The organism is Azospirillum tabaci, from assembly GCF_014596085.1.
GTDB classification, from domain to species: Bacteria; Pseudomonadota; Alphaproteobacteria; order Azospirillales; family Azospirillaceae; genus Azospirillum; species Azospirillum tabaci.
On the sequence record NZ_JACCJY010000013.1, the window covers coordinates 78988 to 105078 of the forward strand.

Annotated in this window: 28 protein-coding genes; 5 read left to right on the forward strand and 23 right to left on the reverse strand. The window is 67.3% G+C overall.

Annotation, left to right across the window (positions count from 1 at the left end):
* Positions 1-111 precede the first annotated feature (111 nt).
* From H0B54_RS13665 to H0B54_RS13720, 12 genes are all read right to left on the reverse strand, one after another.
* Positions 112-318 (reverse strand): CCE_0567 family metalloprotein, encoded by a 207-nt coding sequence (locus H0B54_RS13665; RefSeq protein ID WP_094305893.1) that lies wholly within the window; start codon positions 316-318, stop codon positions 112-114.
* Positions 319-328: 10 nt separating this feature from the next.
* Positions 329-793, reverse strand: coding sequence for a NifX-associated nitrogen fixation protein (locus H0B54_RS13670; protein WP_114860858.1), 465 nt, complete (start codon positions 791-793; stop codon positions 329-331).
* Between the two features lie 4 nt (positions 794-797).
* Positions 798-1199 carry a nitrogen fixation protein NifX gene (gene nifX / locus H0B54_RS13675; protein ID WP_188260768.1) on the reverse strand — a complete coding sequence of 134 codons (402 nt, stop codon included), beginning with the start codon at positions 1197-1199 and terminating at the stop codon, positions 798-800.
* Between the two features lie 47 nt (positions 1200-1246).
* A complete protein-coding gene (gene nifN / locus H0B54_RS13680; RefSeq protein WP_188260769.1) occupies positions 1247-2647 on the reverse strand; it encodes a nitrogenase iron-molybdenum cofactor biosynthesis protein NifN in 1401 nt (466 codons plus the stop codon).
* Positions 2648-2652: 5 nt separating this feature from the next.
* Positions 2653-4056: a nitrogenase iron-molybdenum cofactor biosynthesis protein NifE gene (gene nifE, locus H0B54_RS13685; protein ID WP_188260770.1), complete on the reverse strand. Its 1404-nt coding sequence runs from the start codon at positions 4054-4056 to the stop codon at positions 2653-2655.
* Positions 4057-4245: 189 nt separating this feature from the next.
* On the reverse strand, positions 4246-5733 hold the full coding sequence (locus tag H0B54_RS13690) for a methyl-accepting chemotaxis protein (RefSeq protein ID WP_188260771.1): 1488 nt from the start codon (positions 5731-5733) through the stop codon (positions 4246-4248).
* Positions 5734-6172: 439 nt separating this feature from the next.
* Positions 6173-7381 (reverse strand): NAD(P)/FAD-dependent oxidoreductase, encoded by a 1209-nt coding sequence (locus tag H0B54_RS13695; protein WP_188260772.1) that lies wholly within the window; start codon positions 7379-7381, stop codon positions 6173-6175.
* 146 nt (positions 7382-7527) lie between these two features.
* The gene (locus tag H0B54_RS13700) at positions 7528-8058 is read right to left on the reverse strand and encodes an RrF2 family transcriptional regulator (RefSeq protein ID WP_094305888.1); all 531 of its coding nucleotides are present in this window, start codon (positions 8056-8058) and stop codon (positions 7528-7530) included.
* 217 nt (positions 8059-8275) lie between these two features.
* Complete coding sequence (gene nifK / locus H0B54_RS13705) at positions 8276-9835, reverse strand: nitrogenase molybdenum-iron protein subunit beta (protein ID WP_188260773.1); 1560 nt, start codon at positions 9833-9835, stop codon at positions 8276-8278.
* Positions 9836-9865: 30 nt separating this feature from the next.
* The gene (gene nifD, locus H0B54_RS13710; protein WP_094305955.1) at positions 9866-11305 is read right to left on the reverse strand and encodes a nitrogenase molybdenum-iron protein alpha chain; all 1440 of its coding nucleotides are present in this window, start codon (positions 11303-11305) and stop codon (positions 9866-9868) included.
* A 141-nt stretch (positions 11306-11446) separates the two neighbouring features.
* Complete coding sequence (nifH, locus tag H0B54_RS13715; RefSeq protein ID WP_014239786.1) at positions 11447-12328, reverse strand: nitrogenase iron protein; 882 nt, start codon at positions 12326-12328, stop codon at positions 11447-11449.
* 270 nt (positions 12329-12598) lie between these two features.
* Positions 12599-13849 carry a hypothetical protein gene (locus H0B54_RS13720; RefSeq protein WP_246472519.1) on the reverse strand — a complete coding sequence of 417 codons (1251 nt, stop codon included), beginning with the start codon at positions 13847-13849 and terminating at the stop codon, positions 12599-12601.
* A gap of 343 nt (positions 13850-14192) precedes the next feature.
* Here H0B54_RS13720 and H0B54_RS13725 point away from each other — a divergent pair, with 343 nt between their 5' ends.
* The 5 genes from H0B54_RS13725 to H0B54_RS13745 all read left to right on the forward strand — a co-directional run bounded on the left by H0B54_RS13725 (position 14193) and on the right by H0B54_RS13745 (position 18057).
* Entirely contained in the window at positions 14193-15080 is an 888-nt protein-coding gene (locus H0B54_RS13725) for an NAD(+)--dinitrogen-reductase ADP-D-ribosyltransferase (RefSeq protein WP_188260775.1), read from the forward strand.
* Positions 15081-15107: 27 nt separating this feature from the next.
* On the forward strand, positions 15108-16001 hold the full coding sequence (gene draG / locus H0B54_RS13730) for an ADP-ribosyl-[dinitrogen reductase] hydrolase (RefSeq protein ID WP_188260776.1): 894 nt from the start codon (positions 15108-15110) through the stop codon (positions 15999-16001).
* An 8-nt stretch (positions 16002-16009) separates the two neighbouring features.
* Entirely contained in the window at positions 16010-16438 is a 429-nt protein-coding gene (locus H0B54_RS13735) for an ArsC/Spx/MgsR family protein (protein WP_188260777.1), read from the forward strand.
* Between the two features lie 75 nt (positions 16439-16513).
* Entirely contained in the window at positions 16514-17281 is a 768-nt protein-coding gene (locus H0B54_RS13740) for a class II glutamine amidotransferase (RefSeq protein ID WP_188260778.1), read from the forward strand.
* A gap of 149 nt (positions 17282-17430) precedes the next feature.
* Complete coding sequence (locus H0B54_RS13745) at positions 17431-18057, forward strand: FMN-dependent NADH-azoreductase (protein ID WP_188260779.1); 627 nt, start codon at positions 17431-17433, stop codon at positions 18055-18057.
* Positions 18058-18222: 165 nt separating this feature from the next.
* Here H0B54_RS13745 and H0B54_RS13750 read toward each other — a convergent pair whose 3' ends face one another.
* The 11 genes from H0B54_RS13750 to nifB form a co-directional block, all read right to left on the reverse strand.
* Positions 18223-19113, reverse strand: a complete 891-nt coding sequence (locus H0B54_RS13750) for an SIR2 family protein (RefSeq protein ID WP_188260780.1) — start codon at positions 19111-19113, stop codon at positions 18223-18225.
* Positions 19114-19210: 97 nt separating this feature from the next.
* Positions 19211-20407: a DegT/DnrJ/EryC1/StrS family aminotransferase gene (locus H0B54_RS13755; protein ID WP_188260781.1), complete on the reverse strand. Its 1197-nt coding sequence runs from the start codon at positions 20405-20407 to the stop codon at positions 19211-19213.
* A 14-nt stretch (positions 20408-20421) separates the two neighbouring features.
* Positions 20422-20706, reverse strand: coding sequence for a hypothetical protein (locus H0B54_RS13760; protein ID WP_145622397.1), 285 nt, complete (start codon positions 20704-20706; stop codon positions 20422-20424).
* Between the two features lie 5 nt (positions 20707-20711).
* Complete coding sequence (gene nifT / locus H0B54_RS13765) at positions 20712-20921, reverse strand: putative nitrogen fixation protein NifT (RefSeq protein ID WP_094307453.1); 210 nt, start codon at positions 20919-20921, stop codon at positions 20712-20714.
* A 76-nt stretch (positions 20922-20997) separates the two neighbouring features.
* Positions 20998-22149 (reverse strand): cysteine desulfurase family protein, encoded by a 1152-nt coding sequence (locus H0B54_RS13770; RefSeq protein WP_188260782.1) that lies wholly within the window; start codon positions 22147-22149, stop codon positions 20998-21000.
* A gap of 34 nt (positions 22150-22183) precedes the next feature.
* Positions 22184-22495, reverse strand: coding sequence for a nitrogen fixation protein NifZ (locus H0B54_RS13775; protein WP_188260783.1), 312 nt, complete (start codon positions 22493-22495; stop codon positions 22184-22186).
* Between the two features lie 23 nt (positions 22496-22518).
* A complete protein-coding gene (locus H0B54_RS13780) occupies positions 22519-22815 on the reverse strand; it encodes a nitrogen fixation protein NifZ (RefSeq protein ID WP_188260784.1) in 297 nt (98 codons plus the stop codon).
* A gap of 34 nt (positions 22816-22849) precedes the next feature.
* Complete coding sequence (locus H0B54_RS13785; protein ID WP_188260785.1) at positions 22850-23623, reverse strand: 4Fe4S-binding leucine-rich repeat protein; 774 nt, start codon at positions 23621-23623, stop codon at positions 22850-22852.
* Positions 23620-24153 (reverse strand): hypothetical protein, encoded by a 534-nt coding sequence (locus H0B54_RS13790; protein WP_188260786.1) that lies wholly within the window; start codon positions 24151-24153, stop codon positions 23620-23622. The genes H0B54_RS13785 and H0B54_RS13790 overlap by 4 nt, the downstream gene beginning before the upstream one ends.
* Positions 24154-24197: 44 nt before the next feature.
* Positions 24198-24389, reverse strand: a complete 192-nt coding sequence (locus H0B54_RS13795) for a 4Fe-4S binding protein (RefSeq protein WP_014239802.1) — start codon at positions 24387-24389, stop codon at positions 24198-24200.
* Between the two features lie 79 nt (positions 24390-24468).
* A complete protein-coding gene (gene nifB, locus H0B54_RS13800; protein ID WP_188260787.1) occupies positions 24469-26025 on the reverse strand; it encodes a nitrogenase cofactor biosynthesis protein NifB in 1557 nt (518 codons plus the stop codon).
* Positions 26026-26091: the final 66 nt, after the last annotated feature.

Below are 26091 nucleotides of genomic sequence, written 5' to 3' on the forward strand. Positions count from 1 at the left end.
GGCCCTCCCCCGCTGCGCAGGGGAGGGGGCCTTTTGCGAAGCGGCGTCCGTTCCCTCCCCTGCGAAGCGGGGGAGGGTTAGGGTGGGGGCAAGGTGTCCAAACAGGCGCTCTCAGGCGGACGCCTTCTCCAGCGCCTTCAGCTCGGCGCGTTTCTCGGTCAGAGTCTTGTAGGCGTCGTAGGTCTCCTGGGCGACCTGGAGGATCGACTGCCAGTTCTGCGGCAGCTCCTCCGACAGGTCGTGCAGGTCCATCTTCTTCTGGGTCGCGCGGGCGTTGAGCTTCTTGACCTCGTCCTTCAGGGCGTCGATGTCGGACATGGCGGAATCCTCACAGATCGGCGACGTCGGGATACTTGCGGATCAGCGCGACGGCCTCCTCGACGATCTTGGCGCCGTCGGCGGCCAGCTTCTCCAGCGACGGGAAGCCGAAGCGGTGGACGTCGCGCAGATGCTTCGACACGACGACCAGCCGGCCCGTGGTCAGCACCATGCGGCCAAAGCCCTCGTGGCTCATCTTCATGATGGGGGAGGCGATGTGGCCGGTCTGCTTCTCGACCGTGATGCCGACGGCCTTGTAGAACAGCTCCAGCCGCCACAGCGTATCGGGGTCCGGGTCGCCCATGATCGGGATGGCGGCGCGGGCCTCCTTGTCGAGGATGAAGGGGGCGAGGATCGTCTCGTCGCTCTTGCCTTCCCAGGCGCCGTAGCTGTCTTCGGCGCGGAACAGCATGACCAGAGTCTTCAGAAAGGCCTCGGCGAGGTCGCTCCCGGCGGCCACGGTGGTGTCGGTCATGCTCTCAATCCTCCTCGTCGAAGGCCAGCTCCTGCGGCTGGCCGGCGTTCAGGGCCTTGCGCAGCCAGGGCGGCGGGTTGCCGTTGATGGTTTCGACCAGACGGTCGAGCAGCGCGGTGATGCTGTCCGTGGCCTCCACCTTCACGGGGTGGATCTTCTTCGCCACCACGCGGGCGGCGGCGGAGGCGCCGATGGCCGACAGGTAGACGATGGCGCAGTCGGCCAGCGCGTCGAGCTTCGGGATCAGCTTGTCCTCGTTGCCATCCTCGAACATCGAGCCGCCGAACTGGCAGGTCTCGACCATCGTGTAGCCGGCCTTGTCCACCTCGTAGATCACGATGTTCTTGGCCCACCCGAAATGCGCATCAACGTGCTGCATGTCCTGGGTGCAGAAAGCGACCTTCATGGAACCTCCTTTGCGGGGCCGGCCTTCCTCGGCCTGGCCCACCACACTCAGCCGGCGCTGCATCCGCATGATCCGCTCCCGCAGTGCTGGCCGTGTTCATGCCCGTCCCCGTGACCGTGGGCATGGCCGTGGCCGTGCTCGTCGTGGTCCATCTCGCGGGACAGGAACAGGTTGCCGATCTCGAACAGAAGCTCGCGCGTGCCGCGGTAGCCGACATGGACCTTCAGCCCGGCGCCCAGCCGGTCGAACATGGGAAGACCCATGCGGTGCAGCGGCACGCCGATGCGCGCCGCCCCTTGCCGCCCGTGCGAGTTCGACACGATCAGGTCGGCGTCGCGGGCCAGCGTCTCCACGTCGGAATGGTCGCCGACCATGACGGTCGCGGCCTTCAGCTTCTCCAGGACGGCGGTCTGGGTGGGAGAAACGGCGGCGATCACCTCCGCCCCCATGTCCGACAGGAAGCTGGTGACGGCGTAGAGCAGGTCCGGCTCCAGCGCGACGGCGATCCGCTTGCGGCTGTAGAAGAAATGCCCGTCCAGCATGGCGTCGACCAGCGTCTCGCGCTGGCGCCGCAGCTTCGCCGGCACCGGGCGGCCCGACAGCTCTGACAGGGTGCGGACAAGGCGGTCCGACGCCTCCAGCCCGGTCAGCCGGTCGAAGAAGACGCTGCGCACGTCGGTCTTCAGTTCCAGCGCGGCGGCGGCGACGCGCATGTGCTCGCCGATCACCAGCGTGGCCTCCGACGCGCCCATGGCGGCGATCTGCTCCACTGTCACGCCGCCCAGCGAGGTCGCCGTGAAGTCGTCCGGCTGGCGGCCCGACATGGACAGGGACAGGTCGGGCAGGAAGATCGGCGACAGGCCGAAGCTCTCGATGATGTCGCGCAGCTCCTCGACGTCGCCCGGCGACAGGTGGCAGCCGGCCAGCACGTTGATCTGGCCCTTCACGGTCGTTTCCGACGGCTGGACCACCTCCTCGACGATGCCGGTCACCGCGGCGGAGAAGCCGTCCTCGAACCCGCCGGAGAAGTCCGGGGTGTTGGCGAAGACCAGCTTCAGGCCGGCCAGGGCGGGGTTGCGCTGGCGGAACAGCGAATATTGCCCGGCCATGTCCTCGCCCTTGGTCTCGGTCACGCCGGTGGTGGCGACGCCGATCAGGGCGGGCGCGTTGCGCTCGTGGATGGTGCGGACGGCCTGCTCCAGATTCTCGTAGCCGCCGAGGATGGTGGAGACCTGATCCATCGCGGTGGTCTGGAGCGGGATGGCCTCGCGGAAATGGCGGACCAGCAGGACCAGCCCGAAGGCGGTGCAGCCCTGGCTGCCGTGGAACAGGGGCATGCAGCGGTCCACGCCGAGGAAGGCGAGCGCCGCGCCCAGCGGCTGGCTCATCTTCAGCGGGTTGGTGGAGGCCGCCTTGGCGGAGTGGGGAAAGCGCTGGATGGTGCCCATGGCGGTTACGCTCCCACCGGCCTGGAGTCCGGCTTGGATTCCCAGGGGGCGGCCAGACGCACCTGCCGCCAGATCGGGTTGGACAGGGTCTTGTCGATTTCCTCACACAGGTTGACGATGCCGTCATAGCCCGCGTAGGGGGTGTGGCGCTCCTGGTTCAGGTCGAGCCACGGCACCTTGGCCTTCAGCGCGATGAACTGCGACCGGCCCCCGGACATCATGATGTCGGCCTCGCTGTCGCGCAGCATCTTGTAGATGTCGCGGGGCTTCAGGTCGTCCCACTGGTGGAACTCCTCGCCCTTCATCTTCTTGATGCGCTCCTTGTCCTCCTTGGTGGACTTCTTGGTGGAGGTGCCGACGATGGTCAGGCCGGCGCCTTCCAGCGCGGTGACCATCGACCAGCTCTTCACGCCGCCGGTGAACAGCAGGACCCGCTTGCCGTCGAAGCGCGGCTTGTAAGGCTCCAGGCGCCGCCAGACGCGGCTCTCCTCGCGGGCGATGACGCCCTCGGTGCGGTCGATGATGGCCTTGTCGGCGCCGCGCTCCACCAGCATGCGGGCCATGGTGCGCAGCGTGTCCGACATGTCCGACACGCCGTAGAAGGAGCCCTCGAAATAGGGGATGCCCCAGCGCTCCTGCATCTTGCGCCCGACATTCACCAGCGCCTGCGAACAGACCACCATGGTCAGCCGCGCCCGGTGGGCCTGCGCCACCTCGTTGTAGCGCCCGTCGCCGGAGATGCAGGACAGGATGCGGATGCCGATCTCGTCGAGCAGCGGCTTCACCAGCCACAACTCACCGGCCAGATTGTATTCGCCGACGATGCAGATGTCGGTCGGGGTCGTGACCTCCGGCTCCACGGTGCCGATGACGTGGTCGAGCAGCGTCTCGCCGGCCAGCTTGTTGCCCAGGTTCTTCGACCCGACGAAGCCCGGCGCCATCACCGGGATCACCGGCTTGCCCAGCTTCTTCGCGGCGAACTTGCAGACCGCCTCGATGTCGTCGCCGATCATGGCGGGGACGCAGGTCTGGTAGACGAAGACGGCCGGCGGATCGTACTGCTGCACGATCTCCTTGATCGCCTTGTAGAGCTTCTTCTCGCCGCCGTGGATGATGTCGAGTTCCGACATGTCCGTGGTGAAGCCGGTGCGGTAGAGCTGCGGGCCCGACGATTTGGTGCCGCGGTTGTCCCAGGAGTTGCCGAGGCAGGCGATCGGTCCGTGCACGAGGTGGGCGGCGTCGGCGATCGGCTGGAGCGCGATCATCGCTCCGTCATAGGCGCAGCCCCCGGCGGCGGCCCCCGGCTTCAGAGCCTTGGAGCACCCCTTCTTCCGCTCCTTTTCCGACTTGGCTTGGTTGGTGGAGCAACCCGGCTCGTTGAAGACGTCCTGGAGCTTTTCCTGGAGCATGACCTTCTCCCGCCATTGGCCGACATCAGCGCCTGTGGGTCGGTCATATGCAGGGAGCGTGCCAAAGAGTGAGTTGTTTATATTCAATAAGTTAGGATGAGTGACCTCGTGTGCGATACCCGACAATCGCGGACTTTGTCGGGTATCGCACAGCGTGGGGCGATGGCAGGCCGCGCATGGCGCGCGCCCTCAACGGGCCAGCACCTTGGCGGCTTCCTTGGTTTCCGAAACCGCCGACGCGATCTGGGCGATCGCGGCGTTGATGGCGCCGATGTTGTGGTCGACGGCGCTGACCGAGGCCGACGCGTTCTGCATGTTGGTGGACATGTCGCCGGTCACCGCGCTCTGCTCCTCCACCGCCCCGGCGGAGACGGTGACGAACTCCATCAGGTTGCTGGTGGCCTGACGGATGTTGCCCAGCGACGTGACCACGTCGGACGAGACCGCCTGCATGCCTTCGATTTCCTTGGAGATCTGGGCGGTCGCGTTGGCCGACTGGTTGGCGAGATTCTTGACCTCGTTGGCGACGACCGCGAAACCGCGCCCGGCCTCGCCCGCCCGCGCCGCCTCGATGGTGGCGTTGAGCGCCAGCAGGTTGATCTGGCTGGCGATCGAGCTGATCAGATCGACGATGCCGCCCATCGCCTTGGCGACCTCCGTCAGGCGCGCCGCCGCCCGGTCGGCGTTCCCCGTCTCGTCCATCGCGGTGCTCGCCGCCTGACGGGAGCGGATCATGCTGTCGGCGATCTCCCGGGCCGACGCGGCCAGTTCCTCCGCGCTGGCGGCGACGGTCTGGACCGTGCCTTGCGTCGCGCCCGACCGCTGGGCGGCGTCCTCGGCCTGCCGGCCGGCGGCGGTGAGCGCGGTGTCGATCTCGGTGAAGTTGTTGTCGATCAGCGCCTTCAACTGATCCAGCAGTTCCACCTGGCGGGTGATGTCGGTGGCGAACTTGACGATCTTGCTCAGACGGTTGCTGGTGTCGAACACCGGGTTGTAGGAGGCCTGAATCCACACCACGCGGCCGCCCTTGCCGATCCGCTTGTATTGGGCGGCCTGGAAACGGCCTTGCCGCAGGCTTTCCCAGAAGGCCCGATAATCCGCGCTGCCGTGCTCCGCCGGATCGACGAAGGTGCTGTGGTGGCGCCCCGCGATCTCCGGCAGCGTGTAGCCGAGCAGGGACAGGAAATTCTCGTTGGCGGTGATGACCGTGCCGTCGGGGGTGAATTCGATCACCGCCTGGGATTTCGAGATGGCCTCCGCCTTGCCGCGCAGATCGAGGTGTTCCCGATGACGTTCGGTGACGTCGGTGCACACCTTGACCACCTTGTGGGTGACGCCCTGGCGGTTCCTGATCGGGTTGTAGGAGGCCTCGATCCAGACCTCGCGCCCGCCCTTGCCGATGCGCTTGTACAGGGAGGACTGGAACTCACCCCGGCGCAGATGCTCCCAGAAATCCTTGTAATCCGGGCTGTCATGGAGATTCGGGTCGACGAATATCCGGTGATGCTTTCCTTTGATTTCCTCGAGGCTGTATCCCATGCATCGGAGAAACTGGTCATTTGCCGACAATATGTTGCCAGATGTGTCAAAAGTAATTATGCCATTAGATTTGTCTAATGCGCTGGTTATTTCCGTTGCTTCCGTGTCTGCCGACCTTAGAAAGGTTTTAAAGGGCATGTTGATTGTCCTTATGGGGCAAAAAGGGAATGAGGATTTGAGGTTATAGGCAATTTATATAAAAAAACGATTAATTGGTGTTTATGCTGCGCCGTAGAGTGCCATATCGTTTCGGCGATGATTGTATTCGCTAAGATATTCGGCTCGGCGCATAGGTAATCGGGCGCAATTTTTTGTTGATATTGTGGGCATTCTGTCGGTGGTAAGCGCCCGGAACCTAAGGTTTGAATGTCTCTGCTCTTCAACCGAAGGGCATCACGGGTGTTTGTGCAAAAACAACATAGGCCGCTGCCTGTTGTCTCCTTTCCATGGAAAGCTGTGAGGAGGGTGCGCCTGCAAAGGGCGCTGGCTCAGGCGCTCCGGACATTCCACCGGAAGTAACCCTCGTGCGGAGCCGTGACCCTGCGGTGGCAAGAAGCGCGGCTCCGCGGGGCCACTGTCAGGAAACGATCACATAGTCGGGATTGGCGATGGCGAAGACGGCGTCGCGGTCCGGCTGGGGCGGGTAGATCCACTTGGTGTTGATCTCACGCTTCACCGCCTTGCCCTCTTCGCGGGTCAGCCGGACCTGCCGGTCCCAGCCTTCGGTGAAGAGCGCGCCCCACGGGCCGAGATCGAGGCAGGTCACGTATTTGGGCTGGCTGTAGGGGTGGAGGGGCAAGCCGACCAGCTCCGCCGCGGCGTTGTGGCCGGCGACGCGGCCCAGGCTGAGGGCGTGCTGGCAGGACATCGCGGCGACGTTGCCGAGATCATCGGTGGCGGCTCGCGCCACGTCCCCGGTGACGAAGATCCCATCGCTGCCGATCGCCCGCAGGAACGGATCGGCCGGGACGCGCCCGAACCGGTCATGCGCGCCGGCGATCTGCGCGGCCAGAGGGTTGGCGCGGGCGCCCGCCGTCCAGACGACGGTGGCGGCGGCGATGCGCTCGCCGGTGGCGGTGGTCACGCCCCCGGCGTCGATGGCGGCGACCGCGGTGGCGGCGACGATCTCCACGCCGCATTCGGCCAGCGCCTGCTCGATCACGGGGCGCGGCACGGGGCCGAGGTCGGGGCCGATGGCCGGGGCCTGCTCGACCACCACGACGCGGACCTTGGCGTCCGGACCCAGGATGGCGCGCAGCCGGTCCGGCATCTCCGCCGCCGTCTCGATGCCGGTGAAGCCGCCGCCGGCCACCACCACGGTGTTGCGCGCCGCCGTCTCCGGCTGGGCGGCGAGGGCCTTCAAATGGGCGTCGAGGGCGCGCGCGCTGTCCAGCTGGTCGACGTTGAAGGCGTGCTCGGCGAGGCCGGGAACGGGTGGGATGAACAGGCGGCTGCCGGCGGCCAGGACGAAGCGATCGTAGGGCAGGGTGACGAGGGCGCCGTCGGTGCCGGTGACGTCCACCGCGCGGCGGTCGGCGTGGATCGTTGTCACGACGCCGGGGACGTGGCGGACGCTCACGGCATCGAACAGCGCCGTGAGGTCCGGCGCCATGCCCTCCAGCACCGCTTCGTAGAGGCGGGGGCGGATGTGGAGCTGCGGGGCCGGCGAGACGACGGTGATCGCGACGTCGCTGTCCCGGCCGGCCAGCGCCACCGCGCGGGCGGCGGACAGGGCGGCCCACAATCCGGCGAAACCGGAGCCGGCGATGACGATCTGCTGGGTCATGACTCTGTTTCCTTCTGAAAGCCGGACAGGGGGGAGCCTTCTGGCGCGCGGGTGCGCGGCAGCCATCCCGTCCGTCCGGCGGAGGTCCGGGAGGTGATTCAGGGCATTGGATGAGGCGTGGTGGTCGGGCCGGCGACGGAGGCCGGCTACGGTGTTTGCCGTGTCCGTGACGCGGCGCGGGCGTTGAGGCGCGCGTCGATCCAGGTCTGGACGTCGCCTTGGAACTCCGGCGGGGCCTTGCGTCCGAAGGTTTCGCCGACGCTGGCCAGCGTCTCCTTGGCCAGGGTGTCGCGCATCGCCTTCTCGGCGCGCAGCATCACGGCGTGGACGGCGCAGACGCCGGAGGTCGCCCAACTCGGCGGCGCGTCGTCGAAGACCGCGCAGCGGCCCCGAATCTCCTGGCAGTCGAACAGCGGCTTCTCGCCTTCGATGGCATCGACGATGGCGAGGAAGCTGATGTCCGACGGCGCCTTGGCGAGGCGGTAGCCGCCGCGCACCCCTTCGCTGGCCGTGACGATACCCGCCTTCTCCAGCTTCGGGAAAATCTTGGCGAGGAAAGAGGGGGAGATGCCCTGCAACTCCGCCAGATCCCGGCTGCTCAACGGCGTATCGCCGGCGGCGGCCAGCCAGAGCAGGCAGTGGATGCCGTATTCGACGCTTGCGGTGAGGTGTGCCATGGCGCGGCCCGTCCAACGGTCTCGACAACACAGACCGTAACAGTCCGCGTTATGGGGCGCAAGCGGAAAAACGCGGATAAAGTTTGTCGGCGTTTATGGCGCGCCGGGAGGCTGCGGGCCGGAAAAGGAAAAGCCGGAGCCCACCTTGCGGCGGACTCCGGCTCTCCGGGGAAGCGGCCGGGCGGGGGGATGGAGACCCCGCGCCGGCCGGGGAAAGTCAGCGCACCAGATCGAACGAGTAGTCGGTCTCGCCGACGATGTTCGTGTTGGCGTCCATATCCTCGAAGATCCGATCCAGGATGCGCACCAGCACGTTCAGAGCGCCCTGGTAGCCCCAGGTCGGGTAACGGTGATGGTGGTGGCGGTCGAAGATCGGGTAGGTCAGGCGGATGAGCGGGATCTTGGTGTCGCGCTCCAGATACTTGCCGTAGCTGTTGCCGATGATGTAGTCGACCTTGTCGGTGAACAGCAGCGAGCGCAGGTGCCAGAGGTCCTTGCCGCCGTAGGCCTTGCCGGACTTGCCGAACGGCGAGGCGTCGAGCGCCTTCTGAACCTGCTTCTCCCACTTCTTCGAGCCGGAGGTGGACAGGATGTGCACCGGCTCGGCGCCCAGCTCCATCAGGAACTTCGACATGCCCAGGCAGAAGTCCGGGTCGCCGTACACGGCGAAGCGCTTGCCGTGCAGGTGGGTGTGGCTGTCGGCGATGGCGTCGACGAGACGGCCGCGCTCCAGCTTCAGCTCCGCCGGGACCGGCTTGCCGGACAGCTCGGCCAGCTTCAGCAGAAGCTCGTCGGTGCCGGTGACGCCCATCGGGTAGTTATACTTGGCGACCTGCTGGCCCTTCTCCTTGATGAACTGCAGGGACTGCGGGGTGCAGTATTCCTGCATGGAGATGGTGGCCTTGGCGTGGACGGCCTCCTTCGTGGCCTCCAGCGTGGTGCCGCCGTCATACATGCGGTACTCGCCGTCGGCCGGGGTGTCGAAGTTGTCCGACACGTCCGACAGGATCGTCAGGTCGATGCCGAACAGGCCGGCGATGCGCTTCAGCTCGCGGTTGTTGCCGACCGCGAAACCGTCGAAGCCCGGGATCAGGTTGATCGTCTCGTTCTTCGGGGTGTCGAAGTTCTCCGACGTGCCCCAGAAGTGGGTCAGGACGCCCTTGATCATGTTGTCGTAGCCGACGATGTGGCTGCCGACGAAGGCCGGGGTGTGGGCGAAGGGAACCGGGAAATCCGCCGGGACGCTTTCCTTGTTCTTCGCGTTGTTGATGAAGCCGGAGAGGTCGTCGCCGATGACTTCGGCCATGCAGGTTGTCAGCACGGCGATCATCTTCGGCTTGTACAGCGCGTAGGCGTTGGCCAAGCCGTCGATCATGTTGTTCAGGCCGCCGAACACCGCCGCGTCTTCCGTCATCGACGAGGAGACCGCGGAGTTCGGCTCCTTGAAGTGGCGGGTGAGGTGCGTGCGGTAGTAAGCGACGCAGCCCTGCGAACCATGGACGAAGGGCAGGGTGCCTTCGAAGCCCTGGGCCGCGAACATCGCGCCGATCGGCTGGCAGGCCTTCGTCGGGTTGATGACGACCGCTTCACGGGCGAAGTTCTTTTCCTTGTACTCTTCCGACTTGGTCCACTCGGAAACCCGGGCGACCTCCTCGTCGGAGTGGCCGTACTCGAACTCCGTCTTCTTGCGCTCGAACAGCTCCTTGTATTCGGGCTGACGGAAGAGCGTGAAGTGGTCGATGACCTTGTCGGCGCTCTGGGAAACGGGGTGGGACATGCTCATTACTCCTATCTTCCAGAGGCCGCTTTAGAACGGAGCCTTCATGATGCCCCAGACGGGGTTGTTGATGGCCAGATCCATGTCGCGGGCGAAGATCGCGAAGCCGTCGTAGCCGTGATACGGACCCGAGTAATCCCAGGAGTGCATCTGGCGGAAGGGCAGGCCCATCTTCTGGAAGACGTACTTTTCCTTGATGCCCGAGGCGACGAGGTCCGGACGCATCACCTCGACGAACTTCTCCAGTTCGAAGGCGGTGACGTCGTCGTAGATCAGCGTGCCTTCCTTCACGTAGTGGGACGTGCGCTGATAGTCGTCGTTGTGGGCAAATTCGTAACCCGTGCCGACGATCTCCATGCCCAGGTCATGGTAGGCGTCGACCACGTGGCGCGGACGCAGGCCGCCGACGTAGATCATCACCTTCTTGCCTTCGAGCCGCGGCTTGAACTTGGCGATGACGGCGTCGACCATCGGCTGGTACTTGGCGATGACCTTCTCCGCGTTCTCCTTGATCGTGTCGTCGAAGAGAGCGGCGATCTTGCGCAGGGACTCGGCGATCTGCGAGGGGCCGAAGAAGTTGTACTCCATCCACGGAATACCGAACTTCTCTTCCATGTGGCGCGCGATGTAGTTCATCGAGCGGTAGCAGTGGATGAGGTTCACCTTCGCCTTCGGCGTGTTCTCCAGCTCGGCGAGCGTGCCGTCGCCCGACCACTGGGCGATCACGCGCAGGCCGATCTCCTCCAGCAGGATGCGGCTGGCCCAGGCGTCGCCACCGATGTTGTAGTCACCGATGATGGTGACGTCGTACGGGGTGGAGACGAAGCCTTCCTTCGGCTCGGTCTTCTCGAAGATCCAGTCGCGGATGACGTCGTTGGCGATGTGGTGGCCCAGCGACTGGGAGACGCCGCGGAAGCCTTCGCAACGGACCGGAACGACCGGCTTGCCCAGCTCCTCGGACTTGGCGCGGGCGACCGCCTCGATGTCGTCGCCGATCAGGCCGATCGGGCACTCGGACTGGATGGAGATGCCGTTGACGAGCGGGAACAGCTCGTTGATCTCCTCGATCACCTTGTGCAGCTTCTTGTCGCCGCCGAAGACGATGTCCTTCTCCTGGAAGTCGGAGGTGAAGTGCATCGTGCCCCAGCTGTCCACGCCGGTGTCGCCGACATAGTAGTTGCGGCGGCCGGACCAGGAGTAGTAGCCGCAGCCGACCGGCCCGTGGGAGATGTGGATCATGTCCTTGATCGGACCCCACACCACGCCCTTGGAACCGGCGTAGGCGCAACCACGGATGGTCATCACACCGGGGATCGACTTGATGTTCGACTTGACGCCGCAGTCCTTCGCCTCGGCCTCCAGCACGTTCAGGTGCTTGGCGCGGCGCTTGCGCGACTTCTCGGGATACGCTTCGAGAACCTTGTCGACGAGACCCTTGACGTCGACGCCTTCGTTCACGGACAGGCTCATGGTGCCAGTCTCCTGCATGCTCTCATTGTCCGCGCCACTTCAGCGCGGGACCGAGCCCCCTCTCTCCCACCCCGCGCACGAAGGCGGGGTGGGCTGGGGAGGGGGCCAGTTCAGACCTGTGCCCCGTCAGGGATCCAGGTGTCAGGCCTTGGCGGCTTCCTTGGCCTGGAGCTCGGCGAGCTGCTGCTCCTCCGACTTCATGATGCCGAAGTCCATCAGCATCTCTTCCAGCTCTTCCATCGTGATCGGGGTCGGGATGGTGCCCTTGCCCTTGTTCGCGTGGACCTTGTTGGCGAGCTGGCGGTATTCCTGGGCCTGCTGGCTGTCCGGCGCGTACTCGATCACGGTCATGCGGCGCAGCTCGGCGTGCTGCACGATGTTGTCGCGCGGCACGAAGTGGATGAGCTGGGTGCCGAGGCGGGCGGCCAGGGCCGAGGCGAGGTCGATTTCCTTGTCGGTCTGGCGCTCGTTGCAGATCAGGCCGCCGAGGCGCACGCCGCCGCTGTGGGCGTACTTCAGAATGCCCTTGGCGATGTTGTTGGCGGCGTAGAGCGCCATCATCTCACCGGACATGACGATGTAGATTTCCTGGGCCTTGTTCTCGCGGATGGGCATGGCGAAACCGCCGCACACCACGTCGCCCAGCACGTCGTAGGAGACGTAGTCCACGTCGTCGTAGGCGCCGTTCTCTTCCAGGAAGTTGATCGAGGTGATCACGCCGCGGCCGGCGCAGCCGACCCCCGGCTCCGGACCGCCGGACTCGACGCACTTGATGCCCTTGTAGCCGATCTTGAGAACGTCCTCGAGCTCCAGATCCTCGACCGAGCCGGCTTCGGCGGCGAGGTGCAGCACGGTGTCCTGCGCCTTGGCGTGCAGGATCAGGCGGGTCGAATCGGCCTTCGGATCGCAGCCGACGATCAGGATCTTCTGATCCAGCTCGACCAGCGCGGCCAGGGTGTTCTGGGAGGTGGTGGACTTGCCGATACCGCCCTTACCGTAGAACGCAATCTGGCGCAAAGACATGGGAGGTTACTCCTTTGCTTGGGTCTACAGGGTGTCTTCAATTCCGGGGCGGCCTGCCCAGCGGCCGCTTCGACCCCTTCTCTGCATCCCCCGTGCCAGTTCGCAGAAAATTTTTAAGTCATTGAAAATGAGCAAAAAATTAGATTGCGGACGAGCGCGGTCCGCTTTGTCGGGCCTGTGACATACCCGACAAAGCCCGACATTTTGTCGGGTCTCTCGCAATGAAACGGATGGGATGGGTGGACGACGCCCGAATGGCGCTTTTGCGGCTCAGGCGGCGGTGTGGTTCAGCGCGTCGCGGGCGACGACGAGGCGCAGCGCCAGCGCCTCCAGCTCGTCGCCGTCCTGGCCCATGTCGTAGAGGAGCTGGGCCAGCGACTGGCCGCGGGCGAGCAGGCGGCGCGCCTTGGCCGGGTCGGCGGGGCGGGCCAGCAGGATGCCGACGAGACGCTCCCCGGCGATCCCGGCCAGCGCGCGGCTGCGTTCGGCCAGACGGCGCTCCAGCGTGTCGAGCACCGCCGGCCGCCCGGCATGGTCGAGGTCGGTGCAGAACTGGTGCAGGGAGCGGAGCTGGCGCAGCAGCGCCTCGAACAGCAGCTCGTCGAGGTCGCCGCCGTTGGCGGCCTTTCCGACAAGATCGAACAGCGTGTCGGAAAGCCGCCACGCCGCCGACAGGCAATCGTTCATCGCCTTGCGGTCGGCGGGCTCGACGAAGGCGTTGGCCTCTTCGCGATGCTCCTCCTGGTCGTCGAGGTTCCGCAGGGCGACGACGAGCAGCCCGTCCACCGAGGCCAGCGTGGCGAGGCTGGCGTGCAGCGCCTTGATGCCGCGGTCGGCGCCGAAGCCGTCCATGGCCTCCGCCGCCCGGCGCAGCGCGTGGCGGGTCAGGCGGCGCGACTGATAGACGACGTCGCGCAGGGCGACGGTGGCCCCCAACGTCTCCAGCATCAGCCGCCGCGCCTCGAAACGCAGCAGGGCGTGGGCGAGGCTGTCCATGGCGCCGGCGGTGGCACCCCCCGCGACGCCGGCCGCGTCGTCCTCCGCGCCCGCGACGGGCGCCTCGCCGCGGACCAGCCGGTCGGCGTCGGCGCGGGCGTCCGCCTCGATGGCCGACACCACCGACAGTATGGCCCCGCGCCCGGCGCCGCGCAGCAGGGCGACCAGGGCGCGCAGGGCGGTGGCCACCTCCAGCGCGCCGGGCAGACCGTCCTCGGCGGCGCCCTTGTTGTGGACGACACGGTCGATCAGATGATCGCGCAGGCGGGGCAGCAGAACGTCCAGGATGATCGGCGCGGTGGGGCGCAGCAGCGCCTCCAGCAGGCGGCCCTGCGGCTGGCCGAGCATGGCGCCCAGCGGGTTGACCGGCTTTGGCACCAGACGCGGGCGGTGGGGCTCCAGCAGGGCCAGCACCTCGTCGCCGCGCAGCGGGGTGATGGTGCCGCGCAGCAGCCGGGCGAGCGTCACGGCGTCGTGGGCCTCTCTGGCGCCGCGCAGCGGAACCGGCGGCCGTCCCGAACGCATCGGCATCTTTTCCGAGACGGCGGAAGGAAGAAGAACGCGCGGCGGCTGTACCGACCGGTTGCGCGTCTCCTGTTCCTTACGCTTCATCGGCCACATGGCCTTGCCTCGTCTTGCGGTGCACTGAATCCCGTTCGAAGAACTATGGTGTCGTCTCGCTATCCGTTCAAACGGATATTTTTTAGATATTTGGAGTAAGCCAAAAGTTGTTTCGGCTGTTTAGCCGAATTGTTTTCGAATTCGAAATGCATTGAGGGCTGGTCGACGTCGCCCTGCGGTGACGCGGACCCTTGGCGGACGGGCCGGTTCGCTGTATCCATGAAAGAATTGTGGATTTTGGAATGTCATGGCGGACGGTTCGGCGAGCGGTGGGTTGCGGGATGCGCGGGGGCGGCGGATCGATCCGGATTCGCCGCTGGCGCTGAAGGCGCATCGCACCAACCTGCTGAATGTGACGGCGGACGCGCTGTGCGCGGAATCCTTCAACGACGAGCCGCGGCGCCTGCGCATCGGCGGCACGCGCAGCGACCACGCCGTGCTGTTCGAAGCGCTCGACGAGAGCCCGAACAGCCTGATCGCCGCCGACATCTTCCAGCACTACATGGCCTTCACCTTCGGACTGAATCCGGACTTCTCCGGCGCCGAGGGCACGGACGGGCGGCGGCGCTACCGCGCCAGCTACCTGCGCCTGCTGAAGGGGTGGCTGTTCGACAGCAACAACGCCGAGGGTGCGGTGCTGAAGGGCTGGGTGGAGAGCCGGTTCGGCCTGCTGCCCACCTTTCACAAGGAGCCGATCCTCCGCTTCGCCTCCGACGCGTGGCGGACCTATGGGGAGGAGAAGGTCTCCACCCGCTTCCACAACAACAACATCAACCTGCAGCTCGACCTGCTGTACGAGTATTGCCAGTGGTGGATGCGCCGCGGCTGGCCGGACGCGCCGATGCCGTCCCGCGCCAGCCACATCCGGCTCTACCGAGGCGTCAACGATTTCGAGGAGCACCACATCGTCGCGCGCCCCGACAAGCGCACGGCGGTCCTGCGCCTCAACAACCTCAGCTCCTTTTCCATCGAGCGCGACATCGCCGGCCAGTTCGGGGACTACATCCTCGAAACCTGGGTGCCGCTCACCAAGGTGGTCTTCTTCCGCGACATCCTGCCCCGCTACCCCTTCAAGGGGGAGGGCGAGTATCTGGTCGTCGGCGGGGACTACAGGGTGGGGGTGTCGCTTCTCTGACAACCGATCGCGGGACAGATCCGGCCCATGACTGACCATTCCATCCGCTCACGCGCGCTGGGCGCCTATCTCGGGCTGGCCTGCGGCGACGCGCTGGGCGCCACCGTCGAGTTTCTGACAAAGGGCGAGATCGCCCACCAATACGGCGTGCACAAGCACATCAAGGGCGGCGGCTGGCTCAAGCTGCCCGCCGGGCAGGTGACCGACGACACCGAGATGTCGATCCATCTCGGCCGCGCCATCCTGGCCGCCCCGGAATGGGACGCCCGCCGCGCCGCGGAGGAGTTCGCCGTCTGGCTGAGGGGCATCCCCGTCGATGTCGGGGACACGACACGGCGCGGCATCCGCCGCTTCATCATGCACGGCACCCTGTCGGAGCCGGAGAGCGAGTACCACGCCGGCAACGGGGCGGCGATGCGCAACCTGCCGATCGCCCTGGCGACGCTGGGCGACGACGCGGCCTTCGAGCGCTGGACGGTGGAGCAGGCGCACATCACCCATTGCAACGCCATGTCCGACGCGGCGACCCTGACGCTGGGCCACATGGTGCGCCGTCTGGTGCTGGGCGGCGGCGTGCGCGACGTGCGTGACGAATCGAACAAGCTCATCGCGAAGCACCGGCAGTTCAAATTCCAGCCCTACCGGGGCCTGTCCACCGCCTACATCGTCGATACGATGCAGACGGTCATGCACTACTACTTTCAGACCGACTCCGTGGAATCCTGCGTGGTCGAGACCGTCAACCAGGGCGGCGACGCCGACACCACGGGTGCCCTCGCCGGCATGCTGGCCGGCGCCACCTACGGGGTGGAGACCATCCCGCCGCGCTGGCTGCGCAAGCTCGACCGCGACGTCCACGACGAAATCTGCGCCCAGGTGGACGGGCTGCTCGCCCGCTCCCCGGCGCTCAAGCAGGGGTGACCGCGACCATGGCCGACGTGATCTTCTTCGAAAAGCCCGGCTGCGCCGGCAACAACCGCCAGAAGGCGCTGCTGGCGGAGGCCGGGCACACCGTCCACGCCCGCGACCTGCTGTCCGAACCCTGGACGGTGGACCTCCTGCGCCCCTTCTTCGGCGACCGCCCGGTGGCCGACTGGTTCAACCGCGCCGCCCCGGCGGTGAAGAGCGGGGAGGTCGATCCGGACGCGCTGGACGAGGCCGCAGCCCTGGCGCTGATGCTGAAGACGCCGCTGTTGATCCGCCGCCCGCTGATGCGGGTGGGCGACCGCCGCGACTGCGGTTTCGAGGCGGAGCGGGTGGACGCCTGGATCGGTCTGGCCGCCGGCGCGCCGGAGGGCAAGCTGGAAGGCTGCGCCCGTGCCGGGATGCCGCCCTGCCCACCACCCGCAAAGGGGTGACGGGACGAGCCGGACTGTCGTAGGTTTGCCCCCGACCTGTCTGACACCCGACACATCTGCGATGGGGGCCGATCCATGTGCGAACTCCTGGGCATGAGCGCCAACGTGCCCACGGACATCTGCTTCAGCTTTCGCGGCCTGATGCGCCGCGGCGGGCAGACCGGTCCGCACCGCGACGGCTGGGGAATCGCCTTCTACGAGGGGAAGGGCTGCCGCACCTTCCACGACCCGGCGCCGAGCTGCGAGTCGGAGATCGCGCGGCTGGTCAGCAGCTATTCCATCAAGTCCTGCGTGGTGATCTCCCACATCCGCCGCGCCAACCGCGGCCGGGTGTCGCTGGAGAACACCCACCCCTTCACGCGGGAGCTGTGGGGCCGCGTCTGGACCTTCGCCCACAACGGCCAGCTCAAGGGCATCAAGGAGCGGACGCTGACCTTCTACGAGCCGGTCGGGACGACGGACAGCGAACACGCCTTCTGCTGGCTGCTCGACCAGATCCGCATGCAGTATCCGGAGCCGCCCAAGAGCAGCGGCGCCCTGATGCGGCTCATCCGCGACCTCGCCACCGATCTCGGCAAGCTGGGCGTCTTCAACATGCTGCTCAGCGACGGGCGGTACCTGTGGTGCCACTGCGCGACCAACCTCGCCTGGCTGACCCGCAAGGCCCCCTTCGGTCCGGCGACGCTGATCGACGAGGACATGAGCGTCGACTTCGCCAAGGAGACGACGCCCGACGACGTGGTGACGGTCGTCGCCACCCGCCCCCTGACCCGCGACGAGAACTGGACCGTCATGAAAGGCGGCGAGATGGTCGTGTTCAAGGGCGGCAATCGGGTGCGCTGATCGAGGATTGTTCTGATTTGTGCAACGAAGATTGGCGAAATCGGGGCTCAATCGATTGGCGTAAGCGGGCTTATGGTCACTCCCGAGACAAACCGAAGCGGTGACGGTGCCGGACCGGCGCCCCGCTTCCCGGACAGGAAGACGTGACCATGAAGATCCTTCACATCGACTCCAGCCCGCTGGGCGACGCCTCCGTTTCCCGCCAGCTGACCGCCTCCATCGTCGCGGCGCTGCGCCAGGCGACTCCGGACGCCGAAGTCTCGCACCGCGACCTCACCGTCGCTCCGCCGGACCACCTGACCGGCGAGCTGATGCAGGTCGTGAAGTTCCGCAACCTGGAGGGCCTGACCGCCCGCCAGCAGGAGGAACTGGCCCTGACCGACGCGCTGGTCGACGAGTTCCTGGCCGCCGACGTCGTGGTGATCGGCGCCCCGATGTACAACTTCACGGTCCCGACCCAGCTCAAGGCCTGGATCGACCGCATCGCCCAGGCGGGCCGCACCTTCCGCTACACCGAGACCGGCCCGGTCGGTCTGGCCGGCGGCAAGAAGGTCTACATCGCCTCGACGCGCGGCGGCGTCTACTCGACCAACGCGGCGATGAGCGCGCTGGACCACCAGGAGGCCTTCCTGCGCACGGTGCTGGGCTTCCTGGGCGTCACCGACGTGACGGTGATCCGCGCCGAGGGCGTCGGCATGGGTCCGGATGCCCGCGCCAAGGCGCTGGCCGCCGCCCAGCAGGAGATCGACGCCCTGGCGACCCCGGTCGCGGCGTAAGGATCGCCGCGTTCCCTCTCGGTGTCCCCTCTCCTCTCCGGGGAGAGGGTTAGGGGGAGGGGGTTGCACGTGTGCCGGACGGTCCGCCACGCGCACCCCCCTCACCCGGCCCTTCGGGCCACCCTCTCCCCAGGGGGGAGAGGGAAGCTTCGCAACGCGCTTGCTTTAATTGGTCCCCATCGCGCCACTGATCCGCCGGACGGCCTCGTCCAGGGGCAGGTCGATGCGGGTGATGTTCTGCAGCTCCAGGAAGCGCGCCTCGTTCTTCGACAGCTCGCCCTCGATCACCGCCCAGTGCCGGTCGGCAGATCGCTTGGTGATCTGGCGGGCGAAGGTGCGCTGGATTTCCTGATCGAAGCGGCAGCCGAGATAGAGGAAGCTCCGGCCCGCCCGTCGTTCCTGCACGACGGCGGGAATCGGCGTCTGGATGTCGATCTCCGTCAGGATCTCGACAAAGTCGCTGTCGGAAATCAGGTAGTTCCCCGCCGGGGCGGCGCTGCCCGACGGCTTGTAGAGCAGTGTCTCCCAGCTTGACGCCGCGGCGGCCTCGACCTCCGCTCCGCCCGGCGCGTAGTACTTCACCCATTCGCCGACGCCCTGCGGGTGGGACAGGCCCTGGATCTGGCCCCAACTCCGGTCCGGAGCGGCGGTCAGCAGGCTTTCCAGCGTGTTGTCGTACCAGACATCGACGATCATCGGCGGGGCGGGCAGGGCGGCCAGCCACGCGTGAACCGGCGTCGCCGGAACCTCGCGCTTGAAGATCTCGTTCAGGATGCCGTCCAGCGTCTTGCGGTGGCGCCGCGATTCGATGAACTGGGCGACGGCGGTCAGCTGGCTGCGGATGCGGCCCGGTGCGGCGACCTTGGCGTTCAGCCGCTGCGCCAGTTCCAGCGAGGTGCGCGGGATCGGGCAGTCGGCCTCCGGCAGCAGCGCGAAGGCGCCCGGCCCGAGATAGGGCACCACGCCCCGCGCCTTCAGCGCCGCGGCGATGTCCGCGATGATGGTGTCGGTGTCCGTGCTGGTGTCCGTGCTGTCGAGGACGGCGGTGTCGGTCATGCTAACCCCGTTCGGCTGGGTGGCGTGGTGGGAACGCTTGCCCCCTCCCTGGCCCTCCCCCGCTTCGCAGGGGAGGGAAAAATTGCTTACAAATTGCTTACAAATAGATCGCCGCGCCCGCCCCCGTGTTGACGGTGGCGTCCTTCAGCGTGTCCACGATGAACTGCACCTCGTCGGCGGTGACCTTGTGGTGCAGCGGCAGGGCCAGCACGCGGTCGACCGTCTTCTGGCAGACCGGGCAGTCGGCCCGGCTGGCGCCGCGCTCCTGGTAATATTGCTGGGTGTAGAGCGCCTGCCCGTAGTCCGACGCCTCGACGTCGTGCGTCGCCAGATCCTCCAGCACCGCCTTGCGCCCCGAGGCGGTGAAGCGGGTGCCGAGGTGGACGGCGTAGACCATGGGATGGACGTCGTCGGCGCCCGGCCCCTTGTAGGGCGGCTTGATGCCCTCGAAGGAGGCCATGGCCGCCTCGTAGTGGGCGACCACCTCCCGGCGCTTCGCCAGGATCTCCGGCAGGCGCTTCAACTGGACGAGGCCGAGCGCCGCGGTCAGGTTGCTCATGCCCGCCTGGAAGGGAATGGTGCGGGTGATGACCACCGTGTTGCGGTGTTCCATCTCGCGGCGGCGCAGGTAGCGGAGCTGGTGGGCGAGGTTGCGGTCGTCGGTGACGATCATCCCGCCCTCGCCGGTCACCAGCACGCCGGGTTCGGAGAAGTCGAAGATGGCGCAGTCGCCGAAGCTGCCGACCAGCTTTCCCTTGTAGGAGGAGGCGATCGCCTCGGTCGAATCCTCGATCAGGATCAGCCCCTTGTCGGTGGCGAGCGCGCGCAGCTCGTCCCAATGGGCGGGGTGGCCGTTGACGTTGCCGGCCAGGATGGCCTTGGTCCGCGGCGTGATCTTCGCCTCGGCCTTCGCCGGGTTGATGGTGTGCTGCCAGTAGTCGATGTCGACGAAGACCGGCTCGGCGCCGGCCAGCGCGATGGCGTGCTGCACCTGATGCCAGCCGAAGGGGGAGCAGAGAACCTCGTCCCCCGGCCCGATGCCGTAGGCCTTGAGCACCATCAGCGTGGCGATGGTGCCGCTGGACACCGCGACCGCGTGCGCGCGGCCGAGCCAGGCGGCGAAGGCCTCCTCGAACCCCTCCGTCATCCGCCCGTCGCCGAGGCTGCCGGAGGTGAGAATGCGGCTGATGACCGCCACCTCCGCTTCCGAAATGTCCGGGTCGATCAGCGGGATGTAGTCGCCGAGTTCGCTGCTTTCTTCGTCTTCGGCCGAGTTGTCCGGGGGCATCGTCATTCCGCGATCCTTATTCAGTCGTCCTCGTCCCGTTGCGCGATCACCACGCCGGTCGCCGTCTCCGGCTTGTTGGTGATGAGCCAGCAATGGTTGGTGCCGTCCACGAGGTAGAGGTTGAAGCCGGGCTCCTCCCGGAAGGCGTCCTCCGCCATCACCGCGGCGTGCGCCCCGGTGACGTTGGACAGGTCCGGGTTCGCCTCGCGCACGGCGCGGACCACGGCGTCGAGCCGGGTGCCGTCCGCAAAGAGCCTGCCGGCCAGGGCGGCGATGGCGTCGATCCGTTCCGGAGTCAGGGCCATGGTGGTCACTCCGCGCCGCGCTTCTTGGCTTCGACGGTGATGGGCAGGCGGGTGTCCGCCGGCATCTCGGGCATGTCCAGCGTCCAGCCGTTGGCGACCTTGACCCAGCCGCCCCACACACCGGGCTTCTCCATCTCGACGATGGGCTCCTCCAGATCCTTCTTGGCGACGTAGATCGTGTATTGCTCACCGGCCTTGCGCAGCATCACCTTCATGTCACTCTCCAGTCATCTTGTGTTTGGCCAGTCGTCTTGTGTTTGGCCAGTCGTCTTGTGTTTGGCTGTCGTATGGTCAGGCCGCGATCCGCGCGTAGAGCGCGGGAAACTCGTTGAGGACCGATTCCACCTCCTCCGCCGTGCTGTAGCGGCTGAGGGAGAAGCGCAGGCTGGCCGCCGCCTCCGCCGGGGTCAGGCCCATGGCGGTCAGGACGTGGCTCGGTTCGTTGCCGCCGGAAGCACAGGCTGCCCCCATGGAGACCGCGATGCCGGCGCGGTCGAGCCGCATCAGCAGTTCCTCCGCGTCCAGCGGGCGGCCCTGCGGGTCGGCGAAGCGGATGTTGCTGGTGTTGGACAGGCGGGCCGCCCCCTCGCCGTTGACCCGGCTGCCCGGCCAGGCGGCGAGCACGCCGCGCTCCAGCCGGTCGCGCAGGATCGCCATCTCCCCGGCCTCCGCCACCGTGGCGGCGGCGCGGCCGGCGGCGGCGCCGAAGCCGACGATGGCCGGCACATTCTCGGTCCCGCCGCGGCGGTGGCGTTCCTGATGGCCGTGGATCAGCGGGGCGAAGGGGACCCCCTTGCGGATGCAGAGCGCGCCGATGCCCTTCGGCCCGTGCATCTTGTGGGCGGACAGGGTCAGCAGGTCGGCGTTCACCGTGTCCACCCGGATGGGCAGCCGGCCGGCGGCCTGCACCGCGTCGGTGTGGAACAGGGCGCCGCACGCCTGGGCGATGTCGGCGGCGGCGCCGACCGGCTGGATCGCCCCGGTCTCGTTGTTCGCCCACATCACGGAGACCAGCGCCGTCTCCGCCGTCACCGCGTCGCGCAGGTCGGAGAGCGCGATGGTGCCGGTGCCGTCAACCGGCAGGACGGTGACCCGCCAGCCCTGCCGCTCCAGATCCCCGGCCAGCATCAGGGTCGAGGGGTGCTCGACCGCCGTGGTGACGAGGTGGCGGCGCTCCGGACGCTCCGCGGCCAGCGCGCGCAGCGTGCCGAGCAAGGCCGTGTGGTTGGCCTCCGTCGCGCTGGCGGTGAAGAGGATGTCAGCCGCCTTCGCGCCGACCAGCGCCGCCACCTGGGCGCGCGCCTCGCCCACCGCCCGTTTGGCGGCCATGCCGGCGGCGTGCGGGCTGGAGGGGTTGCCGAACTCCCCGGACAGGTGCGGCAGCATCGCCTCCCGCACCTCGGGCGCCAGCGGGGTCGTCGCGTTGTTGTCGAGATAGATCATGGGTCCATCGCAGGCCGTGGCACGGAGCGGGCGGTCAGTCCATCACGCCGGGGACGCCGCGGCGGCGGCCGTCGGCGGGCACGATCTCCTCCTCCAGGCAGCCGACGACGACGCCGGCCGGGAACTCCACCAGATAGACGGGGATCTGCGTGCCCTCGGCGTGGCCGATGCGCACGATGGTGCCGGGCGTGCCCTTGGGGGCCAGCAGCGCGCCGTCCTCGGCGTTGGGGTGGCTGCCGTCGTTGTGGAGGTCCACCGCGGCGGTGACCATCAGGCCCCAGTCGTAGAGCGGTTCGCGGGGCGGGATGAAGCCGGGCTTCTTCGCTTCGGTGACGGCGTCGCTCATCGCGTGCTCCTCAGGCGGGAAGGTCATTGCGGGTCGTTGCAGCGGGCGTCGACCAGTTCGAGTTCCTTGGCGCGCATGCCGACGATGATGCGCTTCTCGTAAAAATCGACGCCGTAGATGTAATACATCTGCAGGTAGGTTCCGATCGACTTCACATAGCCGACGTCCCCGGTGCGGATCAGGAAGTCGCCCATCGGGCGCCCGGGATAGGTGCCGTCGTTGCGCACGTCGCGAAGGGCGCGGACCTTCTGGCCCTCCTCGAAGGCGGGGCGATCTTCCAGTTCGATCGGTTCGTTCGGATCGCGGGCGCGTTCGCGCATTCGGTGCTCCTTGGTCCGGTCAGTGGGGGGCCGGTCAGTCGGGGATCAGGTCGCCGGTGGCGGGCAGTCCGGCGCGGCGCTTCTGCGCCACGGTGCGGACGTCGTCCACCGGGTCCTCGGTCAGCGGGGCGAGGTCTTCGGGCGGCAGGCGGCTGGCGACGACGAAGCGCACGCACCAGTCCGCATCGCCGGTCAGCGCGGACAGCTTTTCCGGCGGCAGGCGCCGGGCGACGACCATGCGCACGCGGGCGCTGTCGTCCCAGGCCATGCTCATCAGCCACTCCAGCCCGATGCGGTTGGCCACCTCCAGCCGGATTTCCGGGTCCTCGTCGTGCATCATCGCCGGCAGCATGCCCTCGGGCACGCGGCGGGCGACGCGCAGGCGCACGGAGTAATCGGGGTCGCGCATCAGCGGCGAGAGGTCGGCGTCCTCCAGCCGGGAGGCGACGGCGATGCGCACCTCTCGGTCGGGGTCGCCGCGCATCTTCAGCAGCAGGCGGCGGGGGAGGCGGCGGGCGACGGCGGCGCGCACCGTCTCGTCGGGGTCGTCCATCAGCCGCGGCACGATGAAGATCGGCGCGAAGCGGGCGGCGTTGGCGCGGACCTCGAAATAGGGATGGTCGAGATGCTCGCCGGCCAGATCGTCGTTCCATTGAAAGAAGCGCTGGATGCGCTTGGCGTAGCGGTCCTGCACGCAGGCGCGCAGCGGTTCGCAGCGCCCCTTGGCCAGACGGTCGCGGCAGGCGCAGCCGTTGCAATCGACGGGGTTGCCCAGCCAGTCCAGCGCCTTGTCGATGTCGTCGCTCATGCGTCGTCCTCCGGGCCGGCTTCGTAGCGGTCGGCGGCGGCGAGCAGGCGGGTGGTTCCGAAGCGGTCCTTCGGGTCCAGTTCCCGGACCTTGTTCAGGGCCTCGCGCCCTTCGGCCAGACGGCCCAGGCGCAGATGCAGGTAGCCGACCGCGGTCAGGGCGAACAGGAACAGGCGCGGGGCCGGCTCCAGACCCGCGAAGTCGGCGTGATCCGCGCTGACCGCGCGCCAGTCGGTGTGGTTCAAGCCGATGGCCGCCATGGCGTGGCCGAGCATCCGCTCGCCGTAAAGCAGGGCGGCGTCCAGGTTCGCCTTGTAGAAGTGGAATTTGTAATGGCCGAGATCGACCAGCCGGTGCCCCGGCGCCAGTTCGGCGGCGCGGGCGAGATGGCGCTGCGCCGCCTCGGCGTCGGCGTGGCTGGCGGCGGCGAGATGCAGGAACCGCTCCGCCTCGGGCGGCAGGTCGCCGCCGTAGTAACGGCGGTTGAGCCAGCCTTCATCCACCTCGTCCAGCATGGCGGTGCGCTCCATGGACACCCTCTCCCGTGATGGGACGGGAGAGGGGTTTCGGGCGATCAGGCCGGGACGCAGCAGTCGGCCGGGCAGACCGAGGCGCATTGCGGGCTGGAGAACTGGCCCTTGCACTCGGTGCACAGGTCGGCGTTGATGGCGTAGGCGCCCTTCTTGAAGCTGATGGCGTTGTTCGGGCACTCGGCCTCGCAGGCGCCGCAGGCGGTGCAGTCGGAAGCCTTGATCTTGTAAGCCATGACACTCTCCTTGCAGGTGGGGCGGCTGTTGCGGTGGGCCGCCGGGTAAATCCGTGGGTTCTGGTCGGTCTCTTGGGTATCAGGCGCGCAGGGCGGTGAAGGCGCCGGTGCGGATCACCGCGTCCTGCCCCTCGCGTGCGTTGATCGCACCTTGGCCGAGGCGCTCGGCGTAGTCCTTGAAGTAGGTCAATGCCGACTCTTCGATGTATTCGAAGGCGAAGCGATCAACCGGCTCGATGCCCGCGTCCTTGAGGTTCTGCGACGGGCAACCGCCGATCTTGGCGACGAAAACCGCGGTGCAATCGTTGATCGCCGACAGCACGCCGCCGAGCGCGTCCTCGTCGCCCGAGCCGCCTTCGCAATACTGGTCGACGCGGCGATGGCCGACGAACTTGGCGCCCTTCGGACCGACCTCGTAGATCTGGAATTCCTTGGCGTGGCCGAAATGCTCGTTGATGCGCTCTCCGCCCTTGGTGGCGACGGCGATCAGGATCGGCTGCACGTCGGTGCCGATCGTCTCGGCGACGTCGGCCTGCGCTGCGGCCTTGGCGGCGTGGCGCCCGGCGCGCTCGCCCTCGACATGCTCGCGGTAGGTGCGGGCGGCCTCCTGGTCGTACTCCACCTCGCCCATCGCCTCGATCTGGTCGATGGTGAATTCGGAACCGCGGTCCTCGCCCAGCAGGCCGACCGCGTCGGCGCGGCACTGGCGGCAGTGGCGCATCAGCTTGGCCCCGCCTTCGCACTGGTCCTGCAGGACCTTCAGCTCCTGCGCGGTCGGGCCGCGCTGGCCGGTCAGCCCGAAATGCGTGCCGTGCGCCGGGTCGGAGATCAGCGGCATGATGTTGTGCAGGAAGGCGCCGCGCGACTTCACCGCCTTGTTCACGTCCATCAGGTGCTCGTCGTTGATCCCCGGGATCATGACGGAGTTCACCTTCACCAGGATGCCGCGCGACGTCAGCATCTCCAGCCCGAGCATCTGGCGCTCATGCAGGATCTTGGCGGCGTCCAGGCCGGTCCAGCGCTTGTGGTCGTGGAAGATCCAGGGGTAGATGTGCTGCCCGACCTCGGGATCGACCATGTTGATGGTGATCGTGACGTGGTCGATGTTGTAGTTCGCGATGGTGTCCACATGGTCGGGCAGGGCCAGACCGTTGGTGGACAGGCACAGCTTGAGGTCCGGCGCCTTCTTCGCCAGCATCTCGAACGTCTTGAAGGTGTTCTTGCCGCCCGCCGCCAGGCTGTCGCCGGGGCCGGCGATGCCGATGACGGAGAGTTGCGGGATCTCCTTGGCCACCGCCATGATCTTGCGGAGCGCCTGATCGGGGGTCAGCTTCTCGGAGACCACGCCCGGCCGGCTCTCGTTCGAGCAGTCGTATTTGCGGTTGCAGTAATTGCACTGGATGTTGCAGGCCGGCGCCACGGCGACGTGCATGCGGGCGAAATAGTGATGCGCCTCCTCGGAGTAGCAGGGGTGGTTCTTCACCTTCTCCCACACCTCCGGCGCCATGTCGGCGGGGCCATCCGACGACCCGCAGGAGGAGGACGCGCAGCCGGAGGCGGCGGCGGGCGGCGCCTCGGCGGGGGCCTTCAGCTCACCCACGCCCAGGATGCTGTCGAGCGAAATAACGTTGGCCATCGTCCACTCCCTTCCCAGCCGCGCCGTCGGCGCCCTTGGTCGGGTCGTTAAAAGCAAGTTCGGGGC